This window comes from Nonomuraea turcica, assembly GCF_030718205.1.
Taxonomy (GTDB): domain Bacteria; phylum Actinomycetota; class Actinomycetes; order Streptosporangiales; family Streptosporangiaceae; genus Nonomuraea.
Window position 1 is genome coordinate 70,742 of the sequence record NZ_JAUZQF010000022.1, and the last position, 14,242, is coordinate 84,983.

18 protein-coding genes are annotated in these 14,242 nt (G+C 68.5%); 6 read left to right on the forward strand and 12 right to left on the reverse strand.

The window, feature by feature from the left end; translation table 11 throughout:
- The first annotated feature begins 54 nt into the window (after positions 1 to 54).
- Both Q9G87_RS43545 and Q9G87_RS43550 read left to right on the forward strand, forming a co-directional pair.
- Positions 55 to 510, forward strand: coding sequence for a universal stress protein (locus Q9G87_RS43545; protein ID WP_305922490.1), 456 nt, complete (start codon positions 55 to 57; stop codon positions 508 to 510).
- Positions 507 to 767, forward strand: a complete 261-nt coding sequence (locus Q9G87_RS43550) for a universal stress protein (RefSeq protein WP_305922491.1) — start codon at positions 507 to 509, stop codon at positions 765 to 767. Before Q9G87_RS43545 ends, Q9G87_RS43550 begins: the two co-directional genes overlap by 4 nt.
- Before the next feature lie 60 nt (positions 768 to 827).
- On the opposite strand, the gene Q9G87_RS43555 is transcribed toward Q9G87_RS43550, so the two are convergent.
- The 6 genes from Q9G87_RS43555 to Q9G87_RS43580 form a co-directional block, all read right to left on the reverse strand.
- Positions 828 to 1,025, reverse strand: a complete 198-nt coding sequence (locus Q9G87_RS43555) for a hypothetical protein (protein WP_305922492.1) — start codon at positions 1,023 to 1,025, stop codon at positions 828 to 830.
- Between the two features lie 2 nt (positions 1,026 to 1,027).
- On the reverse strand, positions 1,028 to 1,654 hold the full coding sequence (locus tag Q9G87_RS43560) for a hypothetical protein (RefSeq protein WP_305922493.1): 627 nt from the start codon (positions 1,652 to 1,654) through the stop codon (positions 1,028 to 1,030).
- Between the two features lie 224 nt (positions 1,655 to 1,878).
- Entirely contained in the window at positions 1,879 to 2,178 is a 300-nt protein-coding gene (locus Q9G87_RS43565; RefSeq protein WP_305922494.1) for a hypothetical protein, read from the reverse strand.
- A gap of 55 nt (positions 2,179 to 2,233) precedes the next feature.
- Positions 2,234 to 2,518: a GlsB/YeaQ/YmgE family stress response membrane protein gene (locus Q9G87_RS43570; protein ID WP_305922495.1), complete on the reverse strand. Its 285-nt coding sequence runs from the start codon at positions 2,516 to 2,518 to the stop codon at positions 2,234 to 2,236.
- Positions 2,519 to 2,744: 226 nt separating this feature from the next.
- On the reverse strand, positions 2,745 to 3,716 hold the full coding sequence (locus Q9G87_RS43575) for a LysR family transcriptional regulator (RefSeq protein WP_305922496.1): 972 nt from the start codon (positions 3,714 to 3,716) through the stop codon (positions 2,745 to 2,747).
- Between the two features lie 267 nt (positions 3,717 to 3,983).
- The gene (locus tag Q9G87_RS43580) at positions 3,984 to 5,300 is read right to left on the reverse strand and encodes an RNA-guided endonuclease InsQ/TnpB family protein (protein WP_305922497.1); all 1,317 of its coding nucleotides are present in this window, start codon (positions 5,298 to 5,300) and stop codon (positions 3,984 to 3,986) included.
- A gap of 25 nt (positions 5,301 to 5,325) precedes the next feature.
- Here Q9G87_RS43580 and tnpA point away from each other — a divergent pair, with 25 nt between their 5' ends.
- On the forward strand, positions 5,326 to 5,757 hold the full coding sequence (gene tnpA / locus Q9G87_RS43585; protein ID WP_305922498.1) for an IS200/IS605 family transposase: 432 nt from the start codon (positions 5,326 to 5,328) through the stop codon (positions 5,755 to 5,757).
- A 702-nt stretch (positions 5,758 to 6,459) separates the two neighbouring features.
- Here tnpA and Q9G87_RS43590 read toward each other — a convergent pair.
- On the reverse strand, positions 6,460 to 6,804 hold the full coding sequence (locus tag Q9G87_RS43590; RefSeq protein WP_305922499.1) for a hypothetical protein: 345 nt from the start codon (positions 6,802 to 6,804) through the stop codon (positions 6,460 to 6,462).
- 143 nt (positions 6,805 to 6,947) lie between these two features.
- Between Q9G87_RS43590 and Q9G87_RS43595 the strand changes: the two genes are divergently transcribed.
- Complete coding sequence (locus tag Q9G87_RS43595) at positions 6,948 to 7,541, forward strand: DUF1707 and DUF4870 domain-containing protein (RefSeq protein WP_305922612.1); 594 nt, start codon at positions 6,948 to 6,950, stop codon at positions 7,539 to 7,541.
- Positions 7,542 to 7,582: 41 nt separating this feature from the next.
- Here Q9G87_RS43595 and Q9G87_RS43600 read toward each other — a convergent pair whose 3' ends face one another.
- From Q9G87_RS43600 to Q9G87_RS43610, 3 genes are all read right to left on the reverse strand, one after another.
- The gene (locus Q9G87_RS43600; protein ID WP_371825917.1) at positions 7,583 to 8,269 is read right to left on the reverse strand and encodes a septal ring lytic transglycosylase RlpA family protein; all 687 of its coding nucleotides are present in this window, start codon (positions 8,267 to 8,269) and stop codon (positions 7,583 to 7,585) included.
- Positions 8,270 to 8,674: 405 nt separating this feature from the next.
- A complete protein-coding gene (locus tag Q9G87_RS43605) occupies positions 8,675 to 10,198 on the reverse strand; it encodes an ATP-dependent DNA ligase (RefSeq protein WP_305922500.1) in 1,524 nt (507 codons plus the stop codon).
- 156 nt (positions 10,199 to 10,354) lie between these two features.
- Entirely contained in the window at positions 10,355 to 10,729 is a 375-nt protein-coding gene (locus Q9G87_RS43610) for an FKBP-type peptidyl-prolyl cis-trans isomerase (protein ID WP_305922501.1), read from the reverse strand.
- A 78-nt stretch (positions 10,730 to 10,807) separates the two neighbouring features.
- On the opposite strand from Q9G87_RS43610, the gene Q9G87_RS43615 reads away from it, so the two are divergent.
- Positions 10,808 to 11,569 carry an SDR family NAD(P)-dependent oxidoreductase gene (locus tag Q9G87_RS43615; protein WP_305922502.1) on the forward strand — a complete coding sequence of 254 codons (762 nt, stop codon included), beginning with the start codon at positions 10,808 to 10,810 and terminating at the stop codon, positions 11,567 to 11,569.
- Positions 11,570 to 11,630: 61 nt separating this feature from the next.
- Here Q9G87_RS43615 and Q9G87_RS43620 read toward each other — a convergent pair whose 3' ends face one another.
- Complete coding sequence (locus tag Q9G87_RS43620) at positions 11,631 to 13,070, reverse strand: GuaB1 family IMP dehydrogenase-related protein (protein WP_305922503.1); 1,440 nt, start codon at positions 13,068 to 13,070, stop codon at positions 11,631 to 11,633.
- A 97-nt stretch (positions 13,071 to 13,167) separates the two neighbouring features.
- Between Q9G87_RS43620 and Q9G87_RS43625 the strand changes: the two genes are divergently transcribed.
- A complete protein-coding gene (locus tag Q9G87_RS43625) occupies positions 13,168 to 13,620 on the forward strand; it encodes a GyrI-like domain-containing protein (RefSeq protein ID WP_305922504.1) in 453 nt (150 codons plus the stop codon).
- Between the two features lie 28 nt (positions 13,621 to 13,648).
- Here the strand turns inward: Q9G87_RS43625 and Q9G87_RS43630 are convergent, their stop codons facing one another.
- A complete protein-coding gene (locus Q9G87_RS43630; protein WP_305922505.1) occupies positions 13,649 to 14,173 on the reverse strand; it encodes a TetR/AcrR family transcriptional regulator in 525 nt (174 codons plus the stop codon).
- Positions 14,174 to 14,242 lie beyond the last annotated feature (69 nt).

Below are 14,242 nucleotides of genomic sequence, written 5' to 3' on the forward strand. Positions count from 1 at the left end.
GCACATTCCCGCTTCGAGCGATGAGCAAATAGATCGTGCAAATCTGGAGGAGCCATGAATCGTGTCATTGTCGTGGGCACCGACGGTTCGGCCGCCGCGACCGCAGCCGTCGAGTGGGCGGCCGGGCCTCCGCGCGCGGAGGCCCGGCTGCGGATCGTGCACGCCGTGGACCGTTCACCGTACGAGATCGCGAAGTTCTCCAACGCGGGTCCGGGCGATGCCGTCGCCCTCAGCGCGGAGAGCGTGCTGGCCGACGCCGAGGCGGTCGCACGCAAGCGACAGCCCTGCATCGAGGTCGCCGGCGAGCTGTTTCAGGGCTCCGCAGCGGCGGTGTTGCGGACTCACGCCGGCAAAAGCCGCCGAGATCGTCATCGGGCTCGACGACTATCACGCCGGCGAACCAGCCCTCGCCTACGCTTTCGAGCAGGCGATACTCCGCGCGAGCACACTACGCGCCGTCTACACGTGGCAACCACCGGCGCATGCCCACATCCCCGCAAGCGCCCATGACCTGGAGGAGATCCACGCTGTCCAGTGCCGGATCGCGGCAGGTGTCCTCCTGGGGGCAGCGATATCCGCAGGTTCAGGTGATCGAGGACGTCCAGCGCGCCCACCCTGTCGACGCTCTCGCCAGCGTTTCCGCTAAGGCGGATCTGGTCGTCATGGGCTCCCAGGGCCGAGGGGCGATCGGCACCGTGATGCTTGGATCCGTTACCCTCGGCGTTCTGTACCACGCGCGCAGCTCTGTCGCGGTGGTACGGCCATAAGGGCTTCCTGCTCGCCCTGGCCGTAGATGTGATATCCGAGCCGGCGGCCGTCGGGGTGAATCAGTCGGCAGGATCGCTGTTGAGCTGCGGCTCGGACAGCACCAGCGGTGCGTCGGACTGGATCGCAAGGCCGAAAACGAGCTTGTCGGACGGTGGTGGCAGCCTGCTCTTGCCGTCGTTGCCGCGCCTCAGCACGGACTCAGGCCGGCGCGGCGGCAGGTCGGCGGTTTCATCGAGGCGTTCGTCGTCGTTGTGCATGTTCATGCAGCGTCACCTTGTCTCGAGCCGTTTCGGGAGTCTCCCTGGGATGTCGGCTGGTTGTCGCGGGTGTGGTCGGCGAGCTGAGGGTGGTGTTCGCCAGTGTTGTCGAGCAACTCCTGGAACAGGACGTGATAGTGCACCATGGCCTGCCGCAGATCCTCGGTGGAGGCGCTGCCGTGGGCGACGCCCCCACTGATCTCGTGAGCCTGCCGGTAGCGGTGCAGCGTGCGCCCGTGAGCCGCCGGCAATTCTGGTTGCCACCGCTCGAAGTCTTCGGTGGGATATCCGCACTCGGCCATGGCGGCGGTGACCAGCCGATCGGCCGCACCTACCGCGAGGCCCGGCACGATGGCGAACTGCTTCTGGATCGCTGTCCAGCGTTCGGCGCAGGCCTGCTGTGACTCGGAGGTGAGCGGCTTGATATCGAAGGTGGCGCCCCGCCGTCGCCGGGTTCGCGGTACCTGCTCGGCCCCGCCGCGATTGTCTCCTTCGTTCGGGGCGGCTTGTTTGCGGCGGCCGACGTGCCGGCGAATGCCTTCCCAGCGCTGCTGCACCACGACGAAGCTGATTGCCGCGACCAGGATCGCCACCATAGCGACGGCGACGATTGTGGTCATCGTGGGCATGTCTGCCTCCAGGAGTTGCTTCTGCCCTCACCCGCCTGCCGAAGGCCGGAGGGTGAGGGCAGCGGATTAGCTCGGGTCGACCTTTCGACGGCGGGCCGAAGGATGTCAGCTCCCGCGTACGGGCCACAGCGGCGCGCCTAGCCTTGCGTGAGGAACGGTGTGACGGTCGCCGCTGTCCAGCCCGCCTGGCCGACCGTCCCGCCTGGCCAGCCGTCCGGCGCTGGTCAGGGCCGGCGATTGCCGTGAGGCCTGCGGCCGCGGCCTTGCCCGGCGTCGTGGCCGGGCGGATCAACCGGGCTGTGCGGTGGTCGGTCATCGATGGTGTCCCGCAGGCTGCGAGCGGTTGACTGGCTCCAGCGTGACGGGGTGCGGAGCAGCAAGGGCAGCAGGAGCCCGAGGGCGCCGCCGAGCATCAGGATGACACCCGCGATGCGCAGGTCCAGGCCGCCCACCGAGCCGTCCGCCAGGGCGAAGGTGAGGACGGCGCCGAAGGCGATCACCGTGAGGGCTCCGCCTGTGGGCATCACGCAGCACCTTCGCCACGGCAGGACCGTGAACTCCCGGAGGTGCTGGGCGAGGTCATCGGCGACCGGCCCGGCGGTCCGGACGCGGACCGGTGATCAGGTGGTAGCCGCCCAGCAGGACTGCCGCGCCGACGATGGCACAGAGCCAGGTGGACAGGTGGAAGAACCCTTGGATGCCGGAGACGTGCAAGATCTGGGTGGCCACGAGGCCACCCAGCAGCGCCCCGGCGATGCCGAGCACGAACGTGATGATCAAACCTTGCGGATCCTTGCCGGGGACCAGCATTCTGGCCACCGCCCCGACGACCAGTCCGAGGATGATCCAAGCGATGATGCCCATGGCCGAGCTCCCTTGGCGGTGCATCGATGTCTGCATGGGATCGGTTTTCCGGACCGGTCGAAGCAGGGGGCCGGCCGCCGCCTGGTTGTCGGCGCCGACGGTCGAACTCATTCACCGTGAGCCAACACCCGCGCGTGCCCTGCCGAAACAGGCGATCTGGAAAGGATCCATCTCCAGAACCGATCACCAGGGTTTCGTGGTGCACGCAGCGTTCAGCGCTCGCGAATCAGACAGGCTCATCACTGGGGCTGGTGGCGCTCGGAGCCCCTCCGCCGGGCGCCGGCCCGGTGGCGGGGCTGATGGGTTCCAGCCAGCCGAGCCGCTCGGCCAGTCGCCGGGCGCTGTCGATGACGGTGGCTATGTGGGGAGAGGGGTTGGCGTCGTGCCACAGCAGCGACCAGGGATAGTGCGTGGCAGGTTCGATCAGGGGCCGCCACGTGGTTCCCAGCCGGTTGGAGGTGCGGAAGGAGGAAGGGACGCAGTGCACGCAGCGGTGCTGAAGGACGAGGTCAGCCGCGGCGCGGCTGCTCTGAACAGTGCCCTCGTAGATTGTGGGCGCGAACCCGGCCGAGCGGCACAGCGTGATGACGAACTGGTTGAGCTCTGGGGTCTGTGTTTCTTCGCCGAGTAGCAGGAGTTCGTCGGAGAGGGCGGCGACGAGTACACCGTCGAGCTCGGCGAAGCTGTGGTCGTCGGGCACCAGCACGCCGAGCGGATCGAGCCTGATCAGCTTGGAGGTCACCTCGGCTGGAGCCTGAGAGGCGTGTCCGATGGCGATGTCCAGGCGGCCGTCGGCCAGCTGCCGGTATTGCTCGGGGGTGCCTGCTTCAACCTGATGGATCGTGATGTCAGGATGGTTGCGCTGGAGTTCGCGCAGGATCTGCGGCATGGTGTCGTAGCCGGCGTCGATGATGCCGACACGCAGCGTGGGCGTCGACGCGACGGCGTTGCGTGCGGCCTGCCCGGCGCGGCCCACGTGGTCGAGGATCTGGCGCGCCTCGACGAGGAAGGCAGCGCCCGCCGGGGTCAGATCGACGTGGTGGGTGCTGCGATCCAGCAGTCGCACGCCCAGCTCGCGTTCCAGTCGCTGGATCTGCTGGCTCAGCGCGGACTGCACGATGTGCTCGCGGGCCGCGGCCCGGCCGAAATGCAACTCTTCGGCCAGCGTCACGAAGGAGCGCAGCTGACGTAACTCCATGCCCGCCACCCCTTCCCGCCCGGGCGGCGCCCATTCGGGCCGTCTCCCCCACTCTAGGTGCCATGTGGTGGCGTAGGGCTGCAGAGCGGCCCCTTCCCATGACACAGCACGAGTGGCCAGGCGTCAGGAAGCGCGGACCTCGATCGCCCCGGGATCCGCATCATGCCAGCACCTCCGCGTACACGATCATCGACTCCAATAGCGGCTGGGCAGAGTTTGACGTGCTCCTCCCCATGAATGAATGAATGGGGAGGATTCTCATGGCCGCTACGCCGCCACCCCTTGCGGGGCGGTGCGGGTACTCCCGCCATGAGGTGCTTGACGCTTCACCGGCCCCAATACGGCAGGGCCTCCACGTCCGGTGACCGCCCGTCCGGCGGCTGAGTTGTACCGATACAACTGGGTGCGGGCGGCGTTGACGTCGGCGTTGCCGATCCACCCGCAGACGGTGTTCTTGCACACAAACCGGGACTGACTCTGGCGGGAGCCTTCGGTGATCGTGTGGCAGGCGTGGCATTCCTGGCTGGTGCCAGGTGCCGGGATGTAGACGACCTTGCCGCCCTTGTCGGTGGCCTTGTAGGTGAGGAACTCGGCGGTGCGCCCCCACGCCTCGGTGGCGATGGCCCGGTTCAGGCCGCGCTTTTGGGCGACGTTCTTGCCCGGCTGTTCGCGGGTGCCGGCGGCGCTCGCCATCATGTTCGTGACCTTGAGGTCTTCCAGCACGATGACGGAGAACCGGTCGGTGAGCTCGGCGGTGGTCTGGTGCTGCCAGTCGATGGCCCGGCGCTTGGCTGTCGCGCACAGGCGGGCGATCTGGTCGTAGGTTGTCTTCAACCGGTTACTGACAGGCTGCCCGGGTTTCGCCGCTCGTTTCTGGCGGGCGGCTCTGCGCTCCAGACGAAGCAGGCGCTGCTGCTCCCCGCCGGACAGCCACTGGTCACGGTGGAAGATCTTCTCCCCGGTGGCCAGCGCCAACGGCACCGCGATGCCCCGGTCGATCGCGGTGCGCGGCCCCGGATGCGGGGCGGGCACCGGCTCCTCGGTCTGGATACGGAACACGATGTGCCACCCATTGGCCTCCTTCACCAACCGCGCCCCGGTGATCTTCCCGTCCGGGCCGCCCTTCGTGACCCCCGGCAGGTCTTTGGTCCACCGGAAGCGGACCCGGCCGAGTTTGGGGATGGTGACCGCGCCCCACCGCCGGTTGATCCGGGTGATGTTCAGGTCCCGCGCCTGGGGGACGTCCACCGCCATCCGGGAGCGGTACCGGCTCTTGAACGTGGGGCGCCCGGCCGGGTGGTCGGGGTTGAAGAAGTTCGCCCACGCCTGCCGGTAGGTCTTCAGCACGGCCTGCGCCGCTTGGGCGGGCAGGTCGTTGAGCCAGTCGATCTCTTTGCGGGCGGCCCGGATGGCCTCGTCGCACTGGGCCAGGGAGGCGAACCGGCCCTGCCGGAAGGTGAAGAACTCGTGCAACAGGTTCCACAGCAGGCGCGCGTTGTGCGCCTGGCCGTCCAACACGGCGCTCTGCCGCTGGTCCAACTCCAGGCGCGCGACATGAGCACGATTGCGCTTCTCCAGCCCCACAGGGGCTCATTCTATCGTTTGGTGTATGTCACCGCGATGGGAACCGAACCCCGACATCAGGACAGGACGTCACTGCGTCCACGACCTGACCACGCATTTGGTGTTTGTCACGAAATATCGACGGGACGCACTCACCGGCCCCATGCTGAAACGCTGCGAACAGATCATGAAAGAGGTGTGCGAGAAGTTCGACTGCGAACTGACCGACTTCAACGGCGCACACGACCACGTCCACCTCCTGGTCCGCTACCCGCCCAAGGTCGCCCTGTCCTCCCTCGTCAACTCCCTCAAAGGCGTCTCGGCCCGCTACCTCCGCCAGGAATACAGCGCCCACGTCCGCACACACCTGTGGGGCGGCCACTTCTGGTCCCGCTCCTACTACACAGGATCGACCGGCGACGCGAACGAGGCCACTATCCGCACCTACCTCCAGTCCCAGGACCGACCCCAGAAATGAGACAACACCAGACGCGCTCACGACCGGTTCCAAAAGCGCGGGTCAGGGCACGCTCAGGCCCTTGGGGCCTTCCCGCGCGGGTCGTCGCCTCCCGCCTGAAGGCGGGAGCACTCCCGCACCTCGGTAGATCCACAGCCCGGGTGGCGGCTCGTCGGCGCAGATCGCGAACATCCGCAGCGACCAATTGGTGTCGTAGGTCGTAGCTTGTTCGTTCGCTGACCCGTGCACACTGTATCCAGATGTTCGGCGTCCCGGGTTCGGCGTGCACGGCGCCTATGTCGGTGTGACCGTCCTCGTTGACGTCCCCCAGCGACATCAACGTGCGCGCATACGGTGCCCGCCCGGGGCCGAGCTCGATGGCGCCGGTGAAGCTGTTGGAACCCCTTGCCGGTCCAGACGTCAGACCCGGCACCCTGCGGATGAGCGACGCCGTCGTCGGCTGCTTGACCTGCTTCTCAAAGGATCGGTCCTCGAAGACGTCATCACGGCCGGGGACGACGTGCCCGCCCAGGTTCGCGCTGAGCGCATTCCTGCACCCCTCGACCCTCCTCCTCAAAAACCCGCCGAACTACGGCGAAAGGGCGGACAAGCAAACGCAGGTACGTAGCCGTGGTGACGAGCGGGAAACGATGCTGGGGGTCGGAAGGGGAGTGAGTGGGGACGAAAACGAGGTCAAGGGTGGGGCGGGACGAATGGGCTGGACTAGAGGGTTCCCTCCTCGCGGCGCCTTCGCTCGTTATAAGCACGCATGCGCGGCGGATACCCCGTGAGCTGAACGTCGTACACCGGCAGGGCAAGATCACGGGCGACCTTGTGAATCACCGCGGGGGATCCGACCCTTCGCCTGGTCCACTCACCGTCGTCCGCCACCGCCACAGCCGTGGTGTCGGTGGCGAACGTCTCTGGCTCGACATAGAACTCGACGCCACGCCGCGAACGGGCAAAGGCGATAAGCGCTTCGATGTCGGCGTCTGTCGCCTCACGGTCGAACTTCGCGACCTTAGGGCCGCGCTGCCGACGAAGGCCGTAGCGGTCTCGCCATCTCATGCATCCTTTTTATACCGTCTGGAGCCCGCGTGCGTCGGGGATGATCTAGGGGACATATCCGGGATTCTCCCGATACCACCCGCGGCATTGGCGACGCAGTATGAGGGGGACTGCTCAATTACCTAAGGAGAGGCATGGCGACTATGGCTGGGGTACCGACAACCCCCGGGCCGGGACAGGTGCCGCCAGCGCATTTGCGCGCCACCAACCAGGACCGAGAGCACGTGGTCGAGCACGTCAAGGCGGCGTACGCGGAAGGCCGCTTCGACAAGCTCGAGTTCGACGACCGGCTGGAGCGCGCGATGACCGCGCGTACCCACGGGGACCTGATGCCCATCATGACCGAGCTGTACGGCACCCAGGTCGCGCCCCAGCTCGCCCCGCGGCCGGCTTCGGTGCGTCCGGAGCCGATCACCGGCGCGCCGGAGAGCAACGAGCGCCTCGGCGCGGCCGCCGCCCACCTCCTCGTCCTTCTCGGGATTCCGATCGCGGGCCCGTTGATTCTGCTGCTCACCGGCGGCAAGACGTCGCCCTACATTCGCAGGCACGCACTGGAAGCGCTCAACTTCCAGATCACGGTGGTCGGCGCGACGTTCTTGCTGCCGTTCACCGTGATCGGCATCGTGCTGGTGCCGGTCATTTGGGTCGCGTCCGTCGTGCTCGCCATCGTCGGCGGCGTCTCCGCGCTCTCGGAGAGCAACTTCCGCTATCCCATGACCATTCGCCTGGTCAAATGAGCTCTCGCCCATATTTCGCGTGATCGTGATTTCTGCGGCCGTCAGCGGGCCAGGACCTCGTACCTGACCCTCATGACGCCCGCGCCGGTGTTGCCGATGGCGGAGAAGGCGGCGGCGGAGAGGTCGAGGCAGCGGCCGCCGATGTACGGACCCCGGTCGTTGATGCGGACCGTGACCGATTCGCCGGTGTTGGGGTTCGTCACGCGGACCTTGCTGCCCAGGGGGAGGGTCTTGTGGGCGGCGGTCATGGCGGAGGGGTTGAAGCGCTCGCCGCTGGCCGTCATCTGGGGTTCGTCATAGAACGAGGCGCCGCATGAGCCGGACGACAGGACGCGGACCTTGGGCTTCGCGGCCTCGGTCTTGGCCTTGACCGGCTGCTGCGAGGGCTTGGCCGACGCCTCTGTGGGCTTGGCCGACTGATCAGTCGGCTTCACCGATTGTTCCGCGGGCTTGGTCGGGTTCGGGAGGGCGGCCGACGGCGGCTTGGGGGCGGGGGAGGGGGTCTTCGGTGCGGATTGGCGGGCGGCTTCGTTGGCCGCCGCCGGTCCGGTGCTGGGGGCCGATCCCTGGGCTGCTGCGGCAGGGGCGGCGGTGTGCTTGGGGAGGTCGTCGTTGGCGAGGGTCGCCCATGCGGCGGACGAGGCGGTGGCGAGGACGGCGGTCCCGACGACTATGGCGCTCCAGCGGCGTCTGCCGGTGGGGGACGGCTTGTGGGAATGCAGGCCCAAGGTAAACCACGGTCCTAGATAGGGGATAGGGAAGGGAAAGGCCGGTCCGCAGAGTGGGAGGGGCGTGCGGTGGCCGATCCGTCGGCGCGGCAGGGGGGCCGCGCGGTGAGGACGAACATATGCGACAAACGGGAGGTAAAGACAATGTAATGCGACATTCAGTGATGTATCTCACTTAGCTCGCAAGATCGCCCATAACGCCCACCTGTGCTAGGGATCTTGGGAGTTCAGGACAACCGTGCCGCGTCACGTCACCGGCTGGCAGCGCGCGGGTAACGTCCATACCGGTCCGCAGGAGTCAAAGATCAGAACGCGCGGCCGTGAGGCGTCAGAACGCGAAGGGCGTCAGCGGTCGGAACAGGGCCGACGTCCAACGGCGGCCGGAACAGGGGCGACGTTCAGAGGTCAGAACATGAGGGAGCGGACCGTTTCCACCGTGTCGGCGTCCTCCACCCGCTTGTCCAAGCGGTAGCGCAGGACCCGGGCGAAGCGCAGGGCCATGCCGCCCGGATAGCGGGGCGAGCGCTGGACGCCGTCGAAGGCGATCTCCACCACCAACTCGGGCCGGACGTTGACCGTCCAGGTGTCGGTCGGCCCTTCGGCCAGCTCCAGGAAACGCGCGGTCTGCCAGGCCAGCAGCTCGTCCGTCAGGCCCTTGAAGGTCTTGCCGAGCATCACGAAGCCGCCCTCCGGATCGCGGGCGCCCAGGTGGAGGTTGGACAGCTTGCCCTCGCGCCGGCCATGGCCCCACTCGGCGGCCAGGACCACCAGGTCGAGGGTGTGGCGGGGCTTGACCTTGATCCAGCCTGCACCCCGGCGGCCCGCCGCGTAGGGGGACGACAGGGACTTCACCACCAGGCCCTCATGGCCGGCCTTCACCACATCGGTGAAGAACTTCTCCGCCTCCGACACGTCACCCGTGACCAGCCGCGGCGTCAGCAGGCCCTGCGGGACCGTGCGGGCCAGCGCCTCCTGCCGTTGCGCATAGGTGAGATCGAGCAGGTCGGCGCCGTCCACGCGGAGCGCGTCGAAGAAGAACACGCTCAGCGGCGTCTGCTCGCGCAACTGGGCGACGTTGGTCTTGCTGCCGGCCCGGCTCGCCGTGACCTGGAACGGGTGCGGGCGGCCGTCGGGGCGCAGCGCGATCACCTCACCGTCCAGCACCAGATCCTCGGACGGCATCTCCAGCACGGCCTCGACCAACTCGGGCACTTGCGGCGTGATGTCGTCGAGCGTACGGGTGAAGACTTTCACCTCGGAGCCGGAGCGGTGGGCCTGAACGCGTATGCCATCGAGCTTCCACTCCAGCGCCGCCGGCGTGCCCGCCTTGTCCAGGGCCGCGGCGACGTTGGGCGCGCTGCCGGCCAGCATGGGGGCCACCGCCCGGCCCACCTCCAAGCGGAACGCGTGCAGCGCCACCACCCCACCGCTCAGCGCGGCCGCGCCGACAGCGGGGAGCCAGCCGCGCAAGGTCAGCGCGCGCCGCACGTCCGCCGACGGCGCGCCGGACGCCTTGGCCACCGCTTCGATCATGACGCCGTCGAGCGCGCCCTGCCGCAGCTCGCCATGCAGCAGCCGGCGCATGAACTGCTGCTCCTGGCTCGTCAGCCCGGCGAACAGCTCGGCCACCAGGGCCCTGCGCGCCGCCTGTGAGCCCGGGCCTGAGACGGCCTTGATCTTCGTCAGCAACGCGTCGACCGTGGTCAGTGTGGCGGTGGCGGCCAGTTTGGGCTCGGGCAGGTCTTCCAGTGTGCGCCAGCCGACGCCCACCTGCCGCTGAGGCAGCTCGCCAGAGAGGTAGGAGATCGCGATCTCCGCCTCGTCCGGGCCGACCCGGCCCAGCAGCTCCGCCAGGTGGGCGATCTTGCCAAGCCTGGCGGACGTGCGCGTCACCGCCTCGGAAACTCGCACCACGTCGATCAGAAGCACACGCCTATCGTGCCTCACGCCGCCGACATTCCCTACCCGGTCTCGAGCGCCGTGTGTCGAGCGCCGTGTGGTGACCGGCTGGGTGTTGGCTGATCGCCTGCCGGCGTCCGTCAGCTGACGGTGGTGAAGGTGGTCAGCTGACGGACGGGACGCAGGTCAGCTGACGCCGAGCAGGTCGACGACGAAGATGAGCGTCTCGTTCGGCTTGATGCGCGCGCCCGCGCCCCGGCTGCCGTACCCCAGGTGCGGCGGGATGACGAGCTTGCGCCGGCCACCGACCTTCATGCCGGCGACCCCCTGGTCCCAGCCCGCGATGACGCGCCCCCCGCCGAGCGGGAACTCGAACGCGTCCCCGCGGTTCCACGAGGCGTCGAACTCCTCCCCGGTCGAGAAGGCGACGCCCACGTAGTGGACGCGGACGCGATGCCCGGGCTTGGCCTCCGGGCCGTCGCCCTCCACCAGGTCGACGATCTCCAGGTCGGTGGGCGGGTTGCCTTCGGGGAAGTCGATCTCGGGCTTTTCGAGTGCCACGACGTGCTCCTGATAACGATGACGGACGATGAAATATGAACCCGACGACTCTATGCGCTCGGGATATCGTCATCGTTCATGACCGCCATCACACCCGACGCGATCCTGCTCACCGGGCGCGTCGCCGTGGTCACCGGGGCGGCCCGGGGCATCGGGCTGGCGATCGCGGAGACGTTCGCCGCGTTCGGCGCCCACGTCGCGAGCTGCGACCGTGACACGCCGCACGCCGAGGTGGCGATGACGCTCGACGTGCGCGACCAGGCGGCGGTGGAGGTGTTCGCCCAGGCCGTACGGGAACGATGGGGCCGCGTCGACGTGCTGGTCAACAACGCGGGCGGCACTTTCCACGCCGCGTTCGCCGACACCTCACCGCGCGGCGAGCAGACCCTCATCGAAGAGAACTTCACGCAGGTCACCGGCATGATCCGGCATCTGTTGCCGATGATGCTCCCCGGCTCCTCGATCATCAATGTGACGTCGAGCGAGGCCCATCAGGCGGCGCCGGGATTCGCGGTGTACGCGGCGATGAAGGCCGCCCTGGAGAGCCTGACGAAGTCCCTGGCCCTGGAGCTGGCGCCCAGGGGCATCAGAGTGAACGCGATCGCGCCCGACGCGCTGCCGACCGAGGGTGAGGCGGGTGTGCGCGAGCACATGCTGGCACGCCCGCTGCCCTACGAGCCGGTACGCATTCCGCCCCTCGGCCACCTCGGCGCCCCCGCGGACGCGGCGGGGGCGGCCGTGTTCCTGGCGAGCGACCTGGCGAGGTTCGTCACGGGGACGACGGTGCACGTGGACGGCGGCATCCACGCGGCCGGCGGCTGGCGGCTCACCGAACCCTGATCGCACGCCACGCCCGCCCGGCTCCGCCCAACGCAACCGCCCGCCCGCGCCCGCTGGGATGTCACCAGCTCTGGTGCAACGGCATCCCCTCGGCGTACCCCGACGAACTCTGGATCCCCACGACCGCCTGTGCGTGGAACTCCTCCAGATCCGAGGCCCCCGCGTACGTGCACGCCGACCGCAGCCCCGCCACGATCGCGTCGATCTGGTCCTCCACGCTGGGCCGCTTCGGATCCAGGTACATCCTGGACGTCGAGATGCCCTCCTCGAACAGCGCCTTCCTGGCCCGCTCGAACGCCGAGTCCTCGGCTGTCCTGAGCCGCACGGCCCGCGCGGAGGCCATGCCGTAGTTCTCCTTGTACTTGCGCCCGTTCGCGTCGGTGTGGGTGTCGCCCGGCGACTCGTACGTGCCGGCGAACCACGACCCGATCATTACGTTCGCCGCCCCGGCGGCCAGCGCCAGCGCCACGTCGCGCGGGTGGCGCACGCCGCCGTCCGCCCACACGTGCCGCCCCAGCCGGCGGGCCTCGGCGGAGCACTCGAGCACGGCGGAGAACTGCGGCCGCCCCACCCCGGTCATCATCCGCGTCGTGCACATGGCGCCCGGGCCCACCCCGACCTTGATGATGTCGGCCCCGGCGTCAACCAGGTCGCGTACGCCGCTCGCCGTCACCACGTTGCCCGCCGCGACGGGCACGCCGGGGTCGAGGGCCTTGACGGAGCGCAGGGCGGAGAGCATCTTCTCCTGGTGGCCGTGCGCGGTGTCCACGACCAGGCCGTCGATCCCGGCCTGCAGCAGCTCCTTGGCCTTGGCGGCCACGTCGCCGTTCACGCCGACCGCCGCCGCGATGCGCAGCCGTCCCTGGGCGTCGACCGCGGGCTGGTAGAGGGTGGCGCGCAGCGCGCCGGTGCGGGTGAGGATGCCGACCAGCCGCCCGTCGGCGTCCACGATGGGCGCCAGCCGGTGCCGGCCCTCGTGCAGCCGGTCGAACGCGGTCCGCGGATCGAGGCCGGCCGGCAGCGTCAGTAGTTCGCTGGACATGACCTGCGACAGCTGCGTGTACATGTCCACGCCCTGGCAGTCGGCCTCGGTGACGACGCCGACGGGCCGGTTGTCCCAGTCGACCACGATGATCGCGTTGTGCGCCCGCTTGGGCAGGAGCTGCAGCGCCTCGCCCACGGTGTCGTGCGGCGTCAGCGTCAGCGGCGTGTCGTGGACGAGGTCGCGCTTCTTGACCCAGTCGACGACGTTCGCCACGACGTCCAGCGGTATGTCCTGCGGGATCACGGCGAGGCCGCCCCGCCGGGCCACGGTCTCGGCCATGCGCCGGCCGGCGACCGCGGTCATGTTGGCCACGACGACGGGGATGGTCGTGCCGGTGCCGTCGTGGGTGGACAGGTCGACTGCGAGCCGTGATCCGATCGAGGAGCGCGACGGGACCATGAAAACGTCGCTGTAGGTCAGATCGTGGTGCGGCTCGAGGCCATTAAGGAATTTCACGTTCGTCCATCATATGCGGTGATTCGTCACCAAGGAGTTTCCCCCTTTCGCGGGGGCTTATGATCGGCCGGGACACTTTTTGGGGGAGGGAGGGTCTGTGGATGTCACCGAACGGGCCGAATTGACCGTCGTCGGCTACGTCATACGCACCACCAATGCCGACGAGATGGATCCGGCACGGGCCAAGCTGCCTGCGTTGTGGCAGCGGGCCGGCGCGCCCGGGGCCTTCGCGCACGTGCCCGGCCGCGTCGATGAAAACCTTTATGCCGTGCTGACCGACTACGAAAGCGACCATAACGGGGCCTACACGCAGATCGTCGGCATCGGCGTGCGCACGGTGCCGCGGCTGCCCGAGGGCATGGTGGCCGTGCGGGTGCCCGCCGGGCAGGCGCTGAGGGTGGAGGCGCGCGGGCCGATGCCGCAGTCGCTCGTCGAGGCGTGGCAGCGGGTGTGGAAGCACACCGAGTCGGGCGGCACGCCGTCCCGTTCGTACACGACGGACCTCGAAGTGCATCACCCGCAGGGCGCGGACCTCTACATCGCCATCTAGGCAGGTCCGGGCTTGGACAAGCCCGGACCTAGGAAAGGTCGAGCGCGGCGGCCGCCGCCTCGACGGCCGTCGGTTTGACCTGCTCCATCGGCAGGTGCGCATACTCGGCGGAGCAGTCCGCCATCCCGCCGAGCGCCACCGTCGCCCGGATCTGCTGCTCGAGGGTGACCTCCGGCCCGAACAACAGGCGGACCAGCGTGCGCCGCCAGTCGAACATGCGCGTGCCCAGGTCCAGATAGCCCAGCGTGGACATCTCCCGCACCATCATGACGATCACCTCGCGGTGCCGCCAGGTCAGCTCGAAGTAGTCCTCGAGCAGCTCCCGCGCGTCGCCCCCCGGCTCCCGCGTGGCCACGAACCGCTCCACGTCCTCGACCATCGGCTGGACGATGCTGCGCACCAGGTCCTCGCGCGAGGCGAAGTGGTAGTAGAGCGCGGGCTTGGTGATGCCCAGCCGTTCGGAGATCTGGCGCAGGCTCGTGTTCTGCACGCCCTGCTGGACGAACAGCTCGCGGGCCACCTCCAGGATGCGGGACTTGGTATCGCTGGGCATGGCCCAAGGCTATCGCTTACTTACCGTTAAGTATGCTAGCGTCGACTTACCTTCCGTTAAGTAAGGGGG